Origin of the sequence: Nocardioides anomalus, from assembly GCF_011046535.1 — a bacterium.
Classification (GTDB): domain Bacteria; phylum Actinomycetota; class Actinomycetes; order Propionibacteriales; family Nocardioidaceae; genus Nocardioides; species Nocardioides anomalus.
On the sequence record NZ_CP049257.1, the window covers coordinates 1,661,349 to 1,677,701 of the forward strand.

Below are 16,353 nucleotides of genomic sequence, written 5' to 3' on the forward strand. Positions count from 1 at the left end.
GTCGGACGTCGCGCCACGCCAGTCACGCGGCCCGCGACCGCGGCCAGCCGGCGACCTCCTCGCCGGCCCGGCGCCGGCGGAGCAGCTCGCGCAGCCGCTCCGGTGCGGCCGCCCGGTCGATGGCCGCGGACTTCGTCAACAGCTGGCCGGTGGCCAGCTCGTGGCGGGCGCGGGCCATCCCGGTGAGGGCGAGCTCGGCCAGCACCGGGTCGCGGAACCACCGCGGGTGGCGCGCGGCCATCGCCCAGTAGCCGGTGACCTCGGCGCGGGCGGCGGCCCGCACGTCGTCGTCGCTCACCGCGGGCAGCACCGTGGCCGGCGCCGGGCCGAGCACCGACCAGCCGTGCCGGACCAGCTCGGCCCGGGTCACCCCCGAGACGGTGCGGTCCACCAGGGCGCCGTGGGTCCAGGTGGGGCACGACGTGGCCGGGTCGGCGAGGGTCGCGTCGTCGGCGTACTGGCAGCCGAGGCCCAGCCCGTGAGCCGCGCCGTCGTCCAGCCGCCGGTGCAGCGCCGTGAGGGCGTCACGGTCCGGCGGCCGCTCGACCCAGGCCACCAGGTCCAGGTCGCTGACGCCGGGGTGGTGGTCGCCGGTGGCCAGCGAGCCGGCCACCCACAGGGCCCGGACGCCACCCAGCGCCTCGAGCGCCCGGGCCAGGGCGTCGAGCGCCTCCCGGGTCCCAGGATGCACGCCCCTCACCGTCGCACGCCGCGCACGGGCTGACCAGCTGCGCCTGTCGTTCGGGCCGCCGCCCCAGCGAGCAGACTCCGACGGTGCTGAGACTCGCCCTCGCCGCCCTCCTGGTTCTCCCGGTCTCGGGGGCCGCGGCCGCGCCCCGAGGCGAGGACAGCGTCGCTGCCCCCACCACCGAGCGCGTGCGGACGCTGGCGGCGGCGAAGGACCCTGCCGGTGACGTCGAGTCGCTGACGGGGGTGTCGGCGGGCCAGACGCGCATCGTCGACCTGACCCGCGTCGAGCTCCAGCGACGCGGTGGGACGGTGCAGGTGGCGTTCACGCTGGCGGTGCCGCCGGCGCGCAACGGCTACTGCACCGAGCTCTTCTTCACCGCCAGCACCGGGCTGCACGCCAAGCGGAAGGAGGACCTCACGGTGCTGGCCATCCCGCAGCGCGACATCACCGGGGTGGCGCTCCGGGGACGCACCGGACCGCAGGACTGCGAGGGCGACCTCGAGGTGCACGGCTCGACGGTCGTCGTCGAGGTGCCGCGCGACTGCGTCCCGCCGCCGTTCCGCGGCCGGATGGGCGCCTCGGCCGGGCTGTTCTACGACGACGAGGACTCCGAGGTCCGACAGGCCGAGGACGGTGTCCTCTTCCGCGCGCACCGCTTCCCGGCGTTCAGCTGACGAAGCGGTAGCCCATGCCGCGCACGGTGGCGATGGCGCTCGCGCCGAACTTCTTGCGCAGGTAGCCGATGTAGACGTCGACCACGTTGGAGCCGGGGTCGAAGTCGAAGCCCCACACCTTGTCGAGCAGCTGCTCGCGCGAGAGCACCAGGCCGGCGTTGACCATGAGGGTCTCGGCCAGCGCGAACTCGCGGGCCGAGAGCTCCAGCTCGCGCTCTCCGACCGTGGCCCGCCGGGTGCGCACGTCCAGGCGCACGCCGCCGGCCTCGAGGACGTCGTCGCGGCCCGCGCCGGCCCCGTCGGAGGCGGAGCGCAGCCGCAGTCGGATCCGGGCCAGCAGCTCGGCGAACCGGAACGGCTTGGGCACGTAGTCGTCCGCGCCGCCCTCCAGCGCCGAGACGGTGTCGGTGACCGAGTCGCGGGCGGTGAGCACGATGACCGGCAGCCGCGAGCCCTGGGAGCGGAGCTGGTCGAGCACCTCGAAGCCGTCCAGCCCGGGCAGCCCGATGTCGAGGACCATCAGGTCGAAGTCGCCGCTCAGCGCGTGGTCCAGGCCCACCCGGCCGTCGCCGACGGCGGTGGTGCGGTGCCCGTCGGCGCTCAGGCCCTTCGCCACGAACGACGCGATGCGCTCCTCGTCCTCGACGATCAGGATGCGGGCCACAGGGAGAGCTCCTCGGTCTGGGTGTCGTCGGTCCTACGAGCGGCGGGGCCGGTCGGTTCAGGTCGCTCGTCGTCGGACACGGGCAGGTGGATGACGAACCGGGCGCCGTGCGGTTGCTCGTCGACGTAGGACACGGAGCCGCCGTGGGCCCGCGCGATCGCGCGGACGATGGACAGCCCCAGCCCGAAGCCCTCGTCGTCGGCGGGCACGGCGCCGCGCCCGAACCGCTCGAAGACGACCTCGCGGTGCTCCGGCGCCACGCCAGGCCCGGTGTCGCGGACCCAGAGCCGCGCGGTGCGCCCGTCGTACGACGAGCCGAGGGCGACCTCGTCGCCGGGGCCGGTGTGCTTGACGGCGTTGTCGCACAGCTGGAGCAGCGCCTGGGTGAGCCGCTGCTCGTCGACGGGGACGGTGACGCTGGCGGTCTCGTCGAGGGTCCAGGTCCGCGGGGCCAGGCCGCGGGCCTTGGACAGCGTGTCGACGGTGAGCCCGGTGAGGTCGACCGGGCGGAGCGTGACGAAGTCGGGCCGGTCGCTCTTGGCCAGCAGGATCAGCTCGCCCACCAGCCGCGACATCCGGTCCACCTCGTCGAGCAGCAGCTCGCGGGTCTCGGCGATCTCCTGCGGGTCGCCGACGTCGAGCAGCTCGAGGTGGCCGCGCAGCACGGTCAGCGGGGTCTTGAGCTCGTGGCCCGCGTCGTCGAGGAACTGCCGTTGGCCGACGAAGGCCGACTCGAGCCGGTCCAGCATCCCGTTGAAGGTCCGGGTGAGCGCCGTGATGTCGTCGTTCCCGGTCTCGGGCAGCCGGCGCGAGAGGTCGGAGTCGGTCACCTCCTCGGCCGTCTCGCGCAGGGTGCGCAGCGGGGCCAGCAGGCGCCCGGACTGGGCGGCCGCGAACCCCACGACCAGCAGCAGCGAGAGCCCGGCCACGATCGCGTAGGTCTGCATCGTGTCGTGCAGCCCGGCCACGCTCCTGGCCTTGAACACCACCACGACCAGCGACGCCGAGCGCGCGCCCTGCTCGACGGTCTGCACGTTGACCTGCAGGTCGCCGTACGACGAGTCGACGGTCCGCGTGCCGTTGCCGGCGACCAGGCCCGCGACGGTCTCGTTGAAGGCGTCGTCCTGGGTGACGCCGTCCCAGGCCGGGGACTGCAGCTGCGACGCGCCGTCCCACCACCCGACCAGCAGCTCGTTGTCGGCCGGGACGTTGCGGGCCATGAAGTTGCGGACCACGTCGCGCGGGGTGGCGAACGGCTGTCCGGTCGAGGGGTCCACGCCGTTCTGCTGCAGCGCCCGCAGCTCACCGAACTCCTGCTCCACCAGCTGCGCATCGGTGTCGTCGACCCGGCCGCGCTCGATGAGGTAGACGATCGCGCCCGCCCCGCTCAGCGCCAGCACCGTCAGCAGCGCCACCGCCGCGGTGATCCGCAGCCGGACCGACGCGCCCGACCGGGTCCGCTCGCAGCGGTCAGTCGTCGCCGCCACCGTGCCCGCTGTGGTCGTCGCCGCCGCCCTTGCCGCTGCCGCTGCCGCTGTGGCCGCTGCCGTGGCCGCTGGGGTCGTCGGAGCCGCTCCCGTGGCCGCTCCCGTGGCCGCCGCCGCTGGAGTCGTCGCTCTGGTCGTCGCTCTGGTCGTCGGGACGGTCGCCGCCGTGGTCGTCGCCCGCGTCGTGGACCTCGTCGGGCGAGGGCGTCACCGTGTCCACCCCCGGGGTGTCGTCCTCGGGCTCCGGGGTGGGGCTGGTCGACGCCGCGCCGTCGCGGATCACGATGGTGTCGCGCTCCGCGGGCTCGTCGGCCGCGGACGCGACGAGGGTGCCCGCCACGAAGGCCCCCAGGGGCAGCATCAGGGCGAGCGCGGCGAAGACCTTCCAGAACGTGCGCACGACCCCACGATCATCCCTCACCGTGGGCGGCGCGTGAGAGCGCGATGAGGAGGTTCTCATCCGCGGGGAGGGCAACGCCCAGGCAACCCGGGCGTCCTAGGGTGGGAGACACACGTCACAGGAGGCAGCAGTGCACGTCCCGTTCAGCGTCTCTGACTTCATCGACCGTGCCGTCCAGGTCTACGGCGAGCGCACCGGTGTGGTCGACGAGCCGGACCAGCCCGCCCCGTCGCTGGGCGACCTCACCTACGCCCAGGTCGGGGCCCTGGCCCGGCGCCAGGCCGCGCACCTGGACGCGCTCGGCGTCGGGTCCGGCGACCGGGTGGCGGTGGTCAGCCACAACAGCGCTCGGCTGCTGACGTCGTTCTTCGGCGTGGCCGGCTTCGGCCGGGTCCTGGTCCCGGTGAACTTCCGGCTGCGTCCTGACGAGGTCCGCTACATCGTGGAGCACTCCGGTGCCCGGGTGCTGTACGTCGACCCCGAGCTCGACGCCGCGCTGGCCGACGTACCGGTCGAGCACCGGTTCGTGCTCGGCCAGGACGACGACCTGTACGCCGCCGCTCCGGACGACGGCGGTGCCGAGCCCCGCCCGTGGGAGCACGACGAGACCGCGACCGCGACGATCAACTACACCTCCGGCACCACCGCGCGCCCCAAGGGCGTGCAGATCACCCACCGCAACATCTGGACCAACGCGGTGACCTTCGGGCTGCACACCGGCGTGAGCGACCGCGACGTCTACCTGCACACGCTGCCGATGTTCCACGCCAACGGCTGGGGCATGCCGTTCGCGATGACCGGCCTCGGGGTCAAGCAGGTCGTGCTGCGCAAGGTCGACGGCGCCGAGATCCTGCGCCGGGTCCGCGACCACGGGGTGACCGTCATGTGCGCGGCGCCCGCGGTGGCGGCGGCGGTGCTCGAGGCCGCGCAGTCGTGGGAGGGCGAGATCCCGGGCCGCGACCGGGTCCGGATCATCATGGCCGGCGCCCCGCCGCCGACGAAGACGGTGATGCGGGTCCAGGAGGAGCTGGGCTGGGAGTTCATCCAGATCTACGGCCTCACCGAGACCTCGCCGCTGCTCACCATCAACCGCAAGCGCGCGGAGTGGGACGAGCTGTCCGGCGAGGAGCTGGCCGGCAAGCTGGTCCGGGCCGGCGCGCCGGCCATCGGCGTCACCCTGAAGATCGAGATGCCCGAGGGGGAGGACCCCGACGAGACCCACGCGACCGGCGAGGTGCTGGCCCGCTCCAACGTGGTGCTCGAGGGCTACTGGGAGCAGCCGGAGGAGTCCGAGCGGGCGCTGGCCGGCGGCTGGTTCCACACCGGCGACGGCGGCGTCATCGGCGAGGACGGCTACCTCACGATCAGCGACCGCAAGAAGGACGTGATCATCACCGGCGGCGAGAACGTCTCCTCGATCGAGGTCGAGGACGTGCTGTTCCTGCACCCGGCCGTGGCCGAGGTGGCCGTGATCGGCGTCCCGGACGACAAGTGGGGCGAGACCATCAAGGCCCTCGTCGTGCTGGAGGCGGGTCAGCAGGCCACCGAGGCCGAGCTGATCGCCTGGTGCAAGGAGAAGGCGGCGGGCTACAAGGCGCCGACCAGCGTGGAGTTCCGCGACGACCTGGCCCGGACCGCGACCGGCAAGCTGCAGAAGTTCAAGCTGCGCGCGCCGTACTGGGAGGGGCGCGAGCGCCAGGTCAACTAGCTGGCCGCGCGGCCGGTGAGCGTCTCGCGCAGGCGCAGCAGGTCGGCGTGCACCTCGGGGTCGCGGGAGCGGGCCGGGAGCGTGAGGGCCTCGTCCACGGTGCCCAGCGCCTCGGCGCCCTGGCCGAGGGTCTGCTGGATGGTGGCCAGGGTCCACAGCGTGCGCTCGGAGCGGGTCAGCTCGACGGCGCGGGTGGCCGCAGCGACGGCGTCCAGGCGGTTGCGCCGGCGCCGCGAGGTGACCAGGGCCAGGGCCCGGAGCAGGTGGGCCTCGGTCTCGAGGAAGGTGCGGTCCAGCTCGTCAGGGACGGCTGCCGCCAGCTCCGCGGCCCGGGCCGCGACCGTGCGGACCTCGCGGTGCTCGCCCTGTTCGCGCAGCACGGTGGCCAGCTCGAGCATCGTCACCACGGCCGAGGTGACGTGGGCCGGGTCGCGCTGGGCCAGCTGCTCGCGCACCTGCGCCTGCTGGCGCAGGCCGGACACGCGCAGCCGCACGTCGGCGGTGCGGGGGAGCGCGGTCTCGAGCAGGGCCAGGGCCTGCTCGTGGCGCAGCAGCCCCTCGACGCTCGTGTCGGCCACCGTGCGCCGGTGCTCGACGAGCTCCTGGGCGGTCTCGAGGGCGTCGTGCGCCAGCCCCTCGGCCAGCTGCCGCTCGACCAGCCGCGTGTAGGCCTCGGTCGTGCGGTCCTCGGCGCCGGCGACGCCGATGTCCACCGCCGCCCGCGCCGCGACCACCGCGGTGGCCAGCTCGACCAGTCCCGTCGCCTCCTCGTCCATGCCGACGAGGGTAGGGAGGTCGGCGCCGCTCGCGCAGACGATTGGCGCACTCCCCGCGCCGGTGCCGTCAGCGCCCCTGGTGCTTGAGCCTGAGCTTGACGGTGACGTCGCGGGAGGCCGGCGTCCCGCCCACCGGTGCGTAGGTCACCGTGACCTGGGCCGTCGCCTTCCCCGTGCGCTTGAGGGCCTTGCGCAGCGCGCCGGTGACCGCGACGGGCAGCGACACCGTCCTGGCCCGCGCGGAGTCGACCGAAGCCGCGGCCACGTCCTTCCCACCGACCGTCGTCGTGCCGATGCCGGGGACGCTCACCGACACGGTGGCGGTCCCCGCGCGCGCCGCGGTCCTGACCGCCCCCACGGCGAGGGCGTTGCTGGGCGTGGGTGCAGGCGTCGGGGTCCGGGTGCCGAAGCGGAGGTTGTCGAGGAAGACGCCACCGTTCAGCGTGACGTAGTCGATGAGCCGATCGGCGGTGAAGCCGAAGAAGCGCTGGTCGGGCGACTGCGGGCACGTCACCGATCGGGTGGTGGCGGGCGAGAGGTCGACGTAGCCGATGGTGAGGGTGCACGTGCGCTCGCTCGGACAGCTCGCGAGGTCGAAGCCGACCGTGTCCACCGGGCTGGTGAAGTCGACGACGAGCGTGTCGGCGCTGTCGTTCGCGTCGATCGCCGTCGACGGCACCTGGCCCTGCGTCGGCGTGAGCACGGCCAGGTTGCGGTCCGGAGAGCTGCCGGTGGCGAAGAAGTGCACCCCGGGCGCGATGGCGCCCACCGGGTTAGCACCCCGCCCCGTTGCCGGCCGACAGCGCGGCCTGCGGGGTGCGGTACTTGATGGTGCCCGGGGTGGCGGAGGACCCCTCGAAGTCCTCGAGGGCCAGGGACGGGTAAGCGGCGGAGAACGCCCGACCGCCGTTGTCCGGCACCACGCCATCCTCACTGAGACGGCTCCTGAGCGGGATGGCCCGATCAGGCCGTACCGGGGCACCGGGTTAGCCTGCGCGCGTGCCCACGCTGAGGGAGACCGTCGACCTGCTGCACGGCTGGTACCCGCCCGCCACGGCCGACTCCTGGGACGCCGTGGGGCTCGTCGCCGGCGATCCGGAGGCGCCGGTGCGGAAGGTGCTGTTCGCCGTGGACCCGGTGCTGCCGGTGGCGCAGGAGGCCGCGGCGTGGGGCGCGGACCTGCTGGTCGTGCACCACCCGCTGTTCCTCAAGGGCGTGCACGGGGTGGCCCGGACGACGCCCAAGGGCCGGACGCTCGGGGTGCTGCAGGACGCCGGCTGCGCGCTGCTGACCGCGCACACCAACGCCGACCAGGCCGCGGGTGGGGTGTCCGAGGCCCTGGCGCTGGCGCTCGGCCTGAGCGACCTGGCGCCGCTGCAGCCGGCGGACGGCCCGGCGCTGGACAAGCTCACGACCTACGTCCCCACCGCGGACGCCGACCGGGTCCGCCGGGCGTTGGGCGAGGCGGGGGCCGGGGTGGTCGGCGACTACGACAGCGCGTCGTTCTCCAGCCCCGGCGAGGGCCGGTTCCGGCCCCTGGCGGGTGCGCAGCCGCACATCGGCGAGGTCGGCCGGCTCGAGGTGGTCGACGAGGTCCGCGTCGAGTGCGTGCTGGCCCGCGCGGCGCGGCCCCGGGTGGTGGCGGCCCTGCTGGCGGCGCATCCCTACGAGGTGCCGGCGTACGACGTGGTCGAGCTGGCCGACCCGGGACTGGCCCCGACCGGCACCGGGCGGATCGGGTCGGTCGAGTCGACCACCCTGGGTGCCTTCGCCCAGCGGGTGGCAGACGCGCTGCCGGCGACGGCGCAGGGGGTGCGGGTGGCGGGGGCCGCGGACCGGCCGGTGCGTCGCGTGGCGCTCTGCGGGGGAGCCGGCGACTTCCTTTTTCGACGCGGTGCGGCGCACCGACGCCGACGTCTACGTGACCAGCGACCTGCGCCACCACCCGGCGAGCGAGTTCCTCGAGCACGACGGGCCGGCGCTGGTCGACGTGGCGCACTGGGCGGCGGAGTGGACCTGGCTGCCGGTGGTGGCGCGGCGGCTCGTGGTCGCGCTCGGGGATACGGTGGACACCCGGGTCAGCGAGATCCGCACCGACCCGTGGACCCACCGAGTCACAGGAGAAGAGCGCTGAAAGCCGACCCCGCCGCCCAGCTCGCGTTGCTGGACCTCCAGGAGCTCGACTCCCGCGCCGACCTCCTGCGCCACCAGCGCGAGGCGCTGCCCGAGCTCGCCGAGATCGCCACGCTGACCGCCGCGCGCACCGAGCTCGACGGCCGGCGGCGCGACGCGGCCATCGCCGTGGACGACCTCACCGCCGAGCAGGCCAAGGTCGACGCCGACGTCGAGCAGGTCAAGACCCGCCGCAAGCGCGACCAGGACCGGATGGACCAGGGCCTCATCAGCAACCCCAAGGACCTGGAGCGGATGCAGGGCGAGCTGGAGTCGCTCCAGCGCCGGATCGGCAGCCTGGAGGACGACGAGCTCGAGGTGATGGCCCGGCTCGAGGACGCCCAGCAGGACCTCGACACGCTCACCGCCCAGGTCGCCGAGGCCGACGAGCGGCTGGGCGCGCTGACCGCGACCGCCGACGAGAAGACCGCCGAGCTCGGCGCCCGGCTCGAGGAGACCCTGGCCCAGCGCGAGCCCGCCGCGGCGGGCATCCCCGGCGACCTGCTCGCGCTGTACGAGCGGCTGCGCATCGCCAAGAACGGCGTCGCGGTGGGCGCGCTGCGGCGCCGCGAGTGCGGCGGCTGCCGGCTCACCCTCGACCCCTCCGAGCTCGCCGCGATCCGTGCCGCCGCGCCCGACGAGGTCGTGCGCCACGACGAGTGCCAGCGGATCCTGGTCCGCACCGACGAATCCGGGCTGTGAGCGGATCGGCCCCTCGGTCGGTCGTCGTCGAGGCCGACGGCGGCTCGCGCGGCAACCCCGGGCCGGCGGCGTACGGCGCGGTCCTGAAGGACGCCACCACCGGAGCCGTCCTGGCCGAGGAGGGCACGACCATCGGCGTGGCGACCAACAACGTGGCGGAGTACTCCGGGCTCATCGCCGGGCTCAGGCTGGCCGCGGAGCTGGCCCCGGAGGCCGACATCGAGGTCCGGATGGACTCCAAGCTCGTGGTCGAGCAGATGTCGGGCCGCTGGAAGATCAAGCACCCCGACATGCGGCCGCTGGCCACCGAGGCCACCCGGCTGGCGCCCTTCGGCACCACGTACACCTGGGTGCCGCGTGAGCAGAACAAGCACGCCGACCGGCTGGCCAACGAGGCCCTGGACGGCAAGCGGAGCGGCGTCACCGTGGCGGGGGAGCAGCCGGTCGCCCCGGCGCCCGCCGCGCCCGTCGTGCCCGCCCGGTCGAGCTGGGGTCCGCCCGGCCCGGCCACGACCCTGGTGCTCATCCGGCACGGCGTCACCGCGCACACCACCGACAAGCGCTTCTCCGGCGGCCTGGCCAGCAGCAACCCCGGGCTGAGCGACGAGGGCCGGGCGCAGGTCCGCGCGACCGCGGACTGGCTGGCGCCGCTGGCCTCCGAGGTCGGGGCCGTGGTCGCCTCACCGGTACGCCGCGCGCAGGAGTCCGCCGAGATCGTGGCGGCCCGGCTGGAGCGGCCGCTCGAGGTCGAGCCCGGCCTCGCCGAGATGGAGTTCGGCCGGTGGGACGGGCTCACCCTGGCCGAGGTCGGCGAGCGCGACCGGGCCGGCCTGGACGGCTGGCTCGGCGCGCTCGACGTGGCGCCGCCCGGTGGGGAGTCCTTCCTGGACGTGCAGGCCCGGGTGCTGGCCGGACTGGAGCGGGTCCTGGAGCGGCACGCCGAGCAGACCGTGGTCGTGGTCAGCCACGTCACGCCCATCAAGACCCTGGTGGCCAGGGCCCTGGACGCGCCGCTGGAGTCGATCTGGCGCATGCAGCTGAGCCCCGCGTCCGTCAGCGTCGTGTCGTTCTTCCCGGAGGGCCGCTCGAGCATGCGGCTCTACAACGCGCGGCCGAGCGACGCCTTCTCGGCCGCGGCGTCGGCCTGGTGAGCCCCTCCGAGCGCGTCCTGGACCTGTTCGCGGTCCCGGACGCGGTCATCCCGCTCGGCGACGCCTCGGTCGTGGCCGGCGACCTCGTGCTCGCACCCGGCCACGACCCGGCCGTGCAGGACTGGCTCAACCCGCTGCTGGCCCGGCTCGCCGTCGCCATGGACACCCGGCCGCGCCGGCGCCCACAGGACCTGCGACTCGCCGTACCGGTCCCGGCCCGGGACGGCTCATGGGTCGTGGACGGGTGGTCGGCCTGCCGCTACGAGCCCGGCAGCACGATCACCCGCGACCTCGACGTCACCCTGGCCGTCGGGCGCGTTCTGCACGCCGAGCTGGCCTCCGCGGTGCCGCCGCGGCCCGAGGGTCAGCTCGTGCACACCCAGCTGTTCGGCAACGTCCTGCTCGACGAGGTCGGCGCGCCGGTGGTCGTCGACGTCCACCCGGACTGGCTCCCGGTCGAGGTGGCCGAGGCGCTGTGCGTGGTGGACGCGGGCGTGGACCTGCCCGATCGACCGGGGACGACGGCGGCCCGGGAGTACCGCTCGCTCAACCCTCGCTGAGCTCGCGCTTGCGCCGCTTGCCCTCGTGCATCGCCACCACCCGGGCGAGGGGGATCTCGTGGCCCTCGGCGATCAGGTCGGCCGGCAGCAGCTGCGGCTCGCCCGGCTCCCACACCGCCTCGTCCAGCCGGTCCGCCGCGGTCCGCACCGTGTAGTCGCCCGGCCGCACCTCCTCCAGCCGGTCCCACCCGACCGGGAAGGACACGGGCAGGCCCGGCCGGGCCCGGGGGCTGTACGCCGCCACGACCGTCGCGCCGCCGGCTCGGGTGGAGTCGACGAAGACCTTCCCGTCCCGCTCGTCGCGCACGAACGCCGTGGTGGCCACCGCGGGGTCGAGCGCGGCCGCCCGCGCGGCCAGGGCCCTCGTGGCGGCAGCCACGTCCGGGACGTCGTGCTCGACCAGCGGCACGACCACGTGCACGCCCTTGGCGCCGCTCGTCTTGACCGCCCCGGTCAGCCCGGCGCCGGTCAGCGCCCGCCGGACCAGCAGCGCCGCGGCCACCGCGAGCCGGAACCCCTCCTCGAGCGCCACGTCGTCCGGCGGGTCCAGGTCGAGGACGAGGTCGCTCTGGTGAGGGTCGTCGACCCGCATGAGCGCGGGGTGGTACTCCACCGCCCGCTGGTTGGCCAGCCACACCAGCGTGCGCCGGTCGTCGCAGACGGGGTAGCGGACCTCGCGCTGGGAGGCGCGGGCGTAGACGGTCGTGGTCCGGATCCAGTCGGGGGCGTGCTGGGGGAGGTTCTTCTGCATGAAGGCCGCCTGGCCCAGCCGGGCCCGCACCACCGACAGGGCCCGGTCGCGCAGACCGGGCAGCATCCGCTCGTGCACCGCGTCGAGGTAGCGCACCAGGTCGCCCTTGGTCACGCCCGCGTCGTCGAAGACCAGCTGGTCCAGGTGGGACAGGGCGACGCCGGCCAGCTCGTCAGCGCTCACACCTCGGAGACGACCACATCGAGCGCGCCGCCGTCCACCTCCACGGTCCAGCCGAGGTCGCGCAGCGCCTCGGCCAGCCGCGCCGGCGTGCGCGGGTTCGCTCCGTCCTCGAGCAGAGCCCGGACGAGGCGGCCCTTGGTGGCCTTGTTGAAGTGGCTGACCACCTGTCGCTTCCCGGGCGCGGTCTCGTGCAGCACCCGGACCGTGGCGACCCGGGGGAGCGTGGGCTTCCAGAACGCCGCGTAGGTACCGCTGCGCAGGTCCACCAGCAGCCCGTCACCGACCAGGTCGGTGAGCACCGGCCCGAGCTCGGCCCGCCACACGCCGGCCACCGCGCCGAGGCCGGGCAGCGCGGCGTCGCCGGAGAGGCGGTACGCCGGGATCCGGTCGCCCGGTGCCACCAGCCCGAACAGGCTCGACGTCACCCGCACCCGGGCCGTGGCCCGCCGCCGCGCCGCCGCGCCCAGGCCGGGCAGCCCGAGGGCGTCGTACAGCACGCCGGTGTAGACCGCGTCGGCCCGCGCGGTGGGCGCCTCGCGCAGTCGAGCGTTGCGCGCGACGAGCTCGAGCTGGGTCTTGGGTACGGCCAGGGTGCGGGCCGCCGCCTCGGGGTCCGTCGCGCACAGGTCGACCAGCGCGTCGAGCACCCGCTCGCGCGCGCCGGTCAGCTCCGGTGCCGAGAGGGCCGTGAGGTCGAGGGGCTTGCCGCGGCGCGGGGAGCTCTTGCCCTCGCTCGGCGGCAGCAGGATCAACACGATTCCGAAGATTAGGGTGGGCGACATGTCGAGCAGCCGCGTGGTCCGGGTCCGGACGGCCGACAGCGACGTCGAGCGGCTGCTCCGCGAGGGCATCGCGGAGATCCAGGCCGAGCTGCACGTGACGCCGGACTTCCCGCCCGAGGTCGAGCAGGCCGCGGCGGCGGCGGTGGCCGACCCGCGGCTGCCGGAGCTGGACCGCACCGACCTCGAGCTGGTCACCGTCGACCCGGAGGGCTCGATGGACCTCGACCAGGCGCTGCACCTGGAACGGACCGGCGACGGCGGCTACGTCCTGCACTACGCGATCGCCGACCTCGCGGCGTTCATCACCCCGGGCGACCCGGTCGACGTCGAGGCGCACCGCCGGGGCCAGACGCTGTACGGCGCGGACAGCCGGGTCCCTCTGCACCCGACGGTGATCTCCGAGGGGGGCGGCTCGCTGCTGCCCGACCAGGTCCGCCCGGCGCTGCTGTGGACCATCACCCTGGACGCCGACGGCGCGCGCACCGACGTGCAGGTCGAGCGGGCCCGGGTGCGCAGCCGGGCGCGGCTGGACTACCCGGGCGTGCAGCAGCAGATCGACGACGGCAGCGCGTCGGAGTCGCTGGCCCTGCTCAAGGTGGTCGGCGAGCTGCGCCTGCAGCGCGAGCGCGCCCGCGGCGGCGTCTCGCTGCCGCTGCCCGAACAGGAGGTCGACACCTCCGGGCCGGAGTGGACGCTGACCTACCGCGAGCTGCTCCCCGTCGAGGAGTGGAACGCCCAGATGTCGCTGCTCACCGGCTTCGCGGCGGCCTCGCTGATGATGTACGCGCGGATCGGCTTCCTGCGCACCCTGCCGCCGCCGGACCCGCGCGACGTGCAGCGGCTGCACCGGACCGCCCACGCCCTCGGCATCGAGTGGCCGGCCGAGCTGCTCTACCCCGACTTCATCCGTGGCCTGGACCCGGCCAAGCCGCAGCACGCTGCGATGATCTCGGCCTGCACTCGGCTGCTGCGCGGGAGCGGGTACGTCGCCTTCGACGGCGAGGTGCCGGCCGACCCGCTGCACCACGCGCTCAACGCGGAGTACGCCCACGTCACCGCGCCGCTGCGCCGCCTCGGCGACCGCTACGCCTCGGAGATCTGCGTCGCCCTGTGCGCGGGCGACGACGTGCCGGGCTGGGTCCACGCCGCCCTGCCGGAGCTGGCCAAGCAGATGCAGACCTCGTCGCAGCTGGCCAGCCGCTACGAGAGCGCCGTGCTCAACCTGGTCGAGGCCGGGCTGCTCCAGGGCCGGGTCGGCGAGAGCTTCGACGCCGTGGTCGTCGACGTCAACGAGAAGGACCCGATCCGCGGCACGGTCACGGTCGCCGAGCCCGCCGTCGAGGCGCCGGTCGTGTCCGCCTCCGACATCCCGCTCGGCACCGACGTGCGCGTGCGGCTCACCACCGCCGACGTGGCGACCCGCAAGGTCGAGTTCACGCTGGAGAGGTAGCCCCGACGAACGCCCGCAGCTCGCCGTCCGGCGCGTCCCACGCGGCGCGGAAGGCCGGGTGCAGCGGCAGGTCGTCGACCTCGTCGGCCTCCGCCCAGACGTGGCGCACCGACTCCGAGAGGTGCTCGACGTGCAGCGGCGCGGTCGCCGGCACGCCCAGCACGGTCTCGTAGGTCCACCCGCCACCGCAGTCCGCGACGTAGGACGCGCGCACGTCGACCTCGGCGGGTCGGATGGCCATCTCCTCGCCGGCCTCGCGCAGCGCCGTCTCCACGCCGGACTCGCCGCGCTCGCGGGCACCGCCCGGGACCGACCAGGTGCCGCCCTGGTGCGCCCAGCCCGCCCGGAGCTGGAGCAGCGCCCGCCCGGCGTCGGCCACGAGCAGCCCGGCGGCCCCGCGCGGCCCCCAGTGGCGGTGGCCCAGCCTGCACGTCGTCCAGCTCATGACGGCTCGACCCTAGAGCCCTGCTCCTAGACTCACCGCCCGTGGACGCGGACATCATCGTGGTCGGGGCGGGGCTCGCGGGGCTGGTGGCGGCGGCCGAGGCCGCCGACGCGGGCCGGTCGGTGGTGCTGGTCGACCAGGAGGGCGAGCAGTCGCTGGGCGGTCAGGCCTTCTGGTCCCTGGGCGGGCTGTTCCTCGTGGACAGCCCCGAGCAGCGGCGGATGGGCGTCAAGGACTCGCGCGAGCTGGCCTGGCAGGACTGGATGGGCAGCGCGCAGTTCGACCGCGAGGAGGACCGCTGGCCGCGCGCCTGGGCCGAGGCGTACGTCGACTTCGCGGCCGGCGAGAAGCGCGCCTGGCTGCGCTCGATGGGCCACCGCGTGTTCCCGGTCGTCGGGTGGGCCGAGCGCGGCGACGGCCGCGCCGACGGTCACGGGAACTCGGTGCCGCGCTTCCACCTCACGTGGGGCACCGGCCCCGGCGTGGTCGAGCCGTTCGAGCGGCGGGTGCGCGAGCACGTGGCCGCCGGGCGGATCCGGCTGCGGTTCCGGCACCGCGTCGACGGCCTGGTGGTCGCCGGCGGCACGGTCGTCGGCGTCGAGGGCCACACGCTCGCGCCGGACGCCGCCGTGCGCGGCGCCGCGACCAACCGCGACGAGACCGGCTTCTTCTCGCTCACCGCCCAGGCGGTCATCGTGACGAGCGGCGGCATCGGCGGCGACCACGACCTCGTCCGCAAGGCCTGGCCCGAGCGGCTCGGGACGCCGCCCAGGACGATGGTGGCCGGGGTGCCGGCCCACGTCGACGGCCGGATGCTGCAGATCACCGAGGCCGCCGGCGCCCGGCTGATCAACCCCGACCGGATGTGGCACTACGTCGAGGGCCTGCGCAACTGGGACCCGATCTGGGCCAACCACGGCATCCGGATCCTGCCCGGGCCGTCCAGCCTGTGGCTCGACGCGGCCGGCCGGCGGCTGCCGGCGCCGTACTTCCCGGGCTTCGACACCCTCGGCACGCTCAAGCACCTGCGGCAGAGCGGCTACGACTACTCGTGGTTCGTGCTGACCCAGAAGATCATCGAGAAGGAGTTCGCGCTCTCGGGCTCCGAGCAGAACCCCGACATGACCGGCAAGAACCTCAAGCTGCTGCTGTCGCGGGTCAAGAAGGGCGCGCCGGGCCCCATCGAGGCGTTCAAGCAGCACGGCGAGGACTTCGTGGTCGCCGCCACCCTCGGTGAGCTGGTCCGGGGGATGAACGAGGTCGCCGACGACGACGTCCCGGCGCTCACCGAGGCCGCGCTGCGCGAGGTGGTCGAGGCGCGCGACCGCGAGGTCGACAACGCCTACTCCAAGGACGCCCAGATCACCGCCATGCAGGGCGCCCGGCGCTACCTCGGCGACAAGCTCATCCGGGTCGCCTCCCCGCACCGGCTGCTCGACCCGAAGGCCGGGCCGCTCATCGCCGTGCGCCTCAACATCTTGTCCCGCAAGACCCTCGGCGGCCTGGAGTCCGACCTCGAGGGCCGGTGCCTGACGTCGTCGGGCGAGCCGCTGCCCGGGCTGTACGCCGCGGGTGAGGTCAACGGCTTCGGTGGCGGCGGGATGATGGGCTACAACGCGCTGGAGGGGACGTTCCTCGGCGGCTGCCTGTTCTCCGGCCGGGTGGCCGGGCGGGCGGCGGCGCGCGCGGTGGGCTGATCCGAGCACGCGCGCGTGCCGCGCGGCGCGACGGGATACCGACCGGGCTCCACGACCGGA

18 protein-coding genes and 1 pseudogene are annotated in these 16,353 nt (G+C 74.8%); 9 read left to right on the forward strand and 10 right to left on the reverse strand.

The window, feature by feature from the left end; all coding sequences use genetic code 11:
- Nucleotides 1-22 precede the first annotated feature (22 nt).
- Nucleotides 23-691 (reverse strand): nucleotidyltransferase family protein, encoded by a 669-nt coding sequence (locus tag G5V58_RS08400; RefSeq protein WP_230487184.1) that lies wholly within the window; start codon nt 689-691, stop codon nt 23-25.
- An 83-nt stretch (nt 692-774) separates the two neighbouring features.
- On the opposite strand from G5V58_RS08400, the gene G5V58_RS08405 reads away from it, so the two are divergent.
- Nucleotides 775-1,365, forward strand: coding sequence for a hypothetical protein (locus G5V58_RS08405; RefSeq protein WP_165231013.1), 591 nt, complete (start codon nt 775-777; stop codon nt 1,363-1,365).
- On the opposite strand, the gene G5V58_RS08410 is transcribed toward G5V58_RS08405, so the two are convergent.
- From G5V58_RS08410 to G5V58_RS25910, 3 genes are read right to left on the reverse strand one after another with little or no spacing between them, the layout of a single operon-like run.
- Entirely contained in the window at nt 1,358-2,029 is a 672-nt protein-coding gene (locus tag G5V58_RS08410; RefSeq protein WP_165231015.1) for a response regulator transcription factor, read from the reverse strand. The genes G5V58_RS08405 and G5V58_RS08410 overlap by 8 nt on opposite strands.
- Nucleotides 2,014-3,516: a sensor histidine kinase gene (locus G5V58_RS08415; RefSeq protein ID WP_230487185.1), complete on the reverse strand. Its 1,503-nt coding sequence runs from the start codon at nt 3,514-3,516 to the stop codon at nt 2,014-2,016. The genes G5V58_RS08410 and G5V58_RS08415 overlap by 16 nt, the downstream gene beginning before the upstream one ends.
- Entirely contained in the window at nt 3,500-3,916 is a 417-nt protein-coding gene (locus tag G5V58_RS25910; RefSeq protein ID WP_230487186.1) for a hypothetical protein, read from the reverse strand. Before G5V58_RS25910 ends, G5V58_RS08415 begins: the two co-directional genes overlap by 17 nt.
- Before the next feature lie 130 nt (nt 3,917-4,046).
- On the opposite strand from G5V58_RS25910, the gene G5V58_RS08420 reads away from it, so the two are divergent.
- The gene (locus G5V58_RS08420; protein ID WP_165231018.1) at nt 4,047-5,624 is read left to right on the forward strand and encodes a long-chain-fatty-acid--CoA ligase; all 1,578 of its coding nucleotides are present in this window, start codon (nt 4,047-4,049) and stop codon (nt 5,622-5,624) included.
- On the opposite strand, the gene G5V58_RS08425 is transcribed toward G5V58_RS08420, so the two are convergent.
- The 3 genes from G5V58_RS08425 to G5V58_RS08435 all read right to left on the reverse strand — a co-directional run bounded on the left by G5V58_RS08425 (nt 5,621) and on the right by G5V58_RS08435 (nt 7,320).
- On the reverse strand, nt 5,621-6,400 hold the full coding sequence (locus G5V58_RS08425) for a tetratricopeptide repeat protein (RefSeq protein ID WP_165231021.1): 780 nt from the start codon (nt 6,398-6,400) through the stop codon (nt 5,621-5,623). The genes G5V58_RS08420 and G5V58_RS08425 overlap by 4 nt on opposite strands.
- Before the next feature lie 67 nt (nt 6,401-6,467).
- The gene (locus G5V58_RS08430) at nt 6,468-7,169 is read right to left on the reverse strand and encodes a hypothetical protein (RefSeq protein WP_165231024.1); all 702 of its coding nucleotides are present in this window, start codon (nt 7,167-7,169) and stop codon (nt 6,468-6,470) included.
- Between the two features lie 4 nt (nt 7,170-7,173).
- Nucleotides 7,174-7,320, reverse strand: coding sequence for a hypothetical protein (locus G5V58_RS08435; RefSeq protein ID WP_165231027.1), 147 nt, complete (start codon nt 7,318-7,320; stop codon nt 7,174-7,176).
- A 79-nt stretch (nt 7,321-7,399) separates the two neighbouring features.
- Here G5V58_RS08435 and G5V58_RS08440 point away from each other — a divergent pair.
- The 5 genes and pseudogenes from G5V58_RS08440 to G5V58_RS08455 all read left to right on the forward strand — a co-directional run.
- Nucleotides 7,400-8,212, forward strand: a pseudogene (locus G5V58_RS08440) (Nif3-like dinuclear metal center hexameric protein); the annotation flags it as partial.
- 109 nt (nt 8,213-8,321) lie between these two features.
- Nucleotides 8,322-8,534, forward strand: a complete 213-nt coding sequence (locus G5V58_RS26380) for a Nif3-like dinuclear metal center hexameric protein (RefSeq protein WP_268991276.1) — start codon at nt 8,322-8,324, stop codon at nt 8,532-8,534.
- A complete protein-coding gene (locus tag G5V58_RS26825) occupies nt 8,501-9,274 on the forward strand; it encodes a zinc ribbon domain-containing protein (protein WP_456237807.1) in 774 nt (257 codons plus the stop codon). Before G5V58_RS26380 ends, G5V58_RS26825 begins: the two co-directional genes overlap by 34 nt.
- Nucleotides 9,271-10,425, forward strand: a complete 1,155-nt coding sequence (locus G5V58_RS08450) for a bifunctional RNase H/acid phosphatase (protein ID WP_165231030.1) — start codon at nt 9,271-9,273, stop codon at nt 10,423-10,425. The genes G5V58_RS26825 and G5V58_RS08450 overlap by 4 nt, the downstream gene beginning before the upstream one ends.
- On the forward strand, nt 10,422-10,985 hold the full coding sequence (locus G5V58_RS08455) for a hypothetical protein (RefSeq protein ID WP_165231033.1): 564 nt from the start codon (nt 10,422-10,424) through the stop codon (nt 10,983-10,985). The genes G5V58_RS08450 and G5V58_RS08455 overlap by 4 nt, the downstream gene beginning before the upstream one ends.
- On the opposite strand, the gene G5V58_RS08460 is transcribed toward G5V58_RS08455, so the two are convergent.
- Entirely contained in the window at nt 10,972-11,919 is a 948-nt protein-coding gene (locus G5V58_RS08460) for a DNA polymerase domain-containing protein (RefSeq protein ID WP_165231037.1), read from the reverse strand. The genes G5V58_RS08455 and G5V58_RS08460 overlap by 14 nt on opposite strands.
- Nucleotides 11,916-12,674 (reverse strand): peroxide stress protein YaaA, encoded by a 759-nt coding sequence (gene yaaA, locus G5V58_RS08465; protein WP_165231040.1) that lies wholly within the window; start codon nt 12,672-12,674, stop codon nt 11,916-11,918. Before yaaA ends, G5V58_RS08460 begins: the two co-directional genes overlap by 4 nt.
- Before the next feature lie 25 nt (nt 12,675-12,699).
- Between yaaA and G5V58_RS08470 the strand changes: the two genes are divergently transcribed.
- Entirely contained in the window at nt 12,700-14,151 is a 1,452-nt protein-coding gene (locus tag G5V58_RS08470) for an RNB domain-containing ribonuclease (protein WP_165231043.1), read from the forward strand.
- Here the strand turns inward: G5V58_RS08470 and G5V58_RS08475 are convergent.
- Nucleotides 14,135-14,596, reverse strand: a complete 462-nt coding sequence (locus G5V58_RS08475) for an NUDIX domain-containing protein (RefSeq protein ID WP_165231047.1) — start codon at nt 14,594-14,596, stop codon at nt 14,135-14,137. The two genes, G5V58_RS08470 and G5V58_RS08475, sit on opposite strands and share 17 nt — an antisense overlap.
- A 41-nt stretch (nt 14,597-14,637) precedes the next feature.
- Between G5V58_RS08475 and G5V58_RS08480 the strand changes: the two genes are divergently transcribed.
- A complete protein-coding gene (locus tag G5V58_RS08480) occupies nt 14,638-16,293 on the forward strand; it encodes an FAD-binding dehydrogenase (RefSeq protein ID WP_165231049.1) in 1,656 nt (551 codons plus the stop codon).
- The last annotated feature ends 60 nt before the right edge of the window (nt 16,294-16,353 follow it).

Coding starts and splice junctions, on each gene's coding strand:
- G5V58_RS08425 (WP_165231021.1), bottom strand. CDS start 6,400: ATGGACGAGGAGGCGACGGGACTGGTCGAGCTGGCCACCGCGGTGGTC.
- G5V58_RS08470 (WP_165231043.1), top strand. CDS start 12,700: ATGTCGAGCAGCCGCGTGGTCCGGGTCCGGACGGCCGACAGCGACGTC.
- G5V58_RS08475 (WP_165231047.1), bottom strand. CDS start 14,596: ATGAGCTGGACGACGTGCAGGCTGGGCCACCGCCACTGGGGGCCGCGC.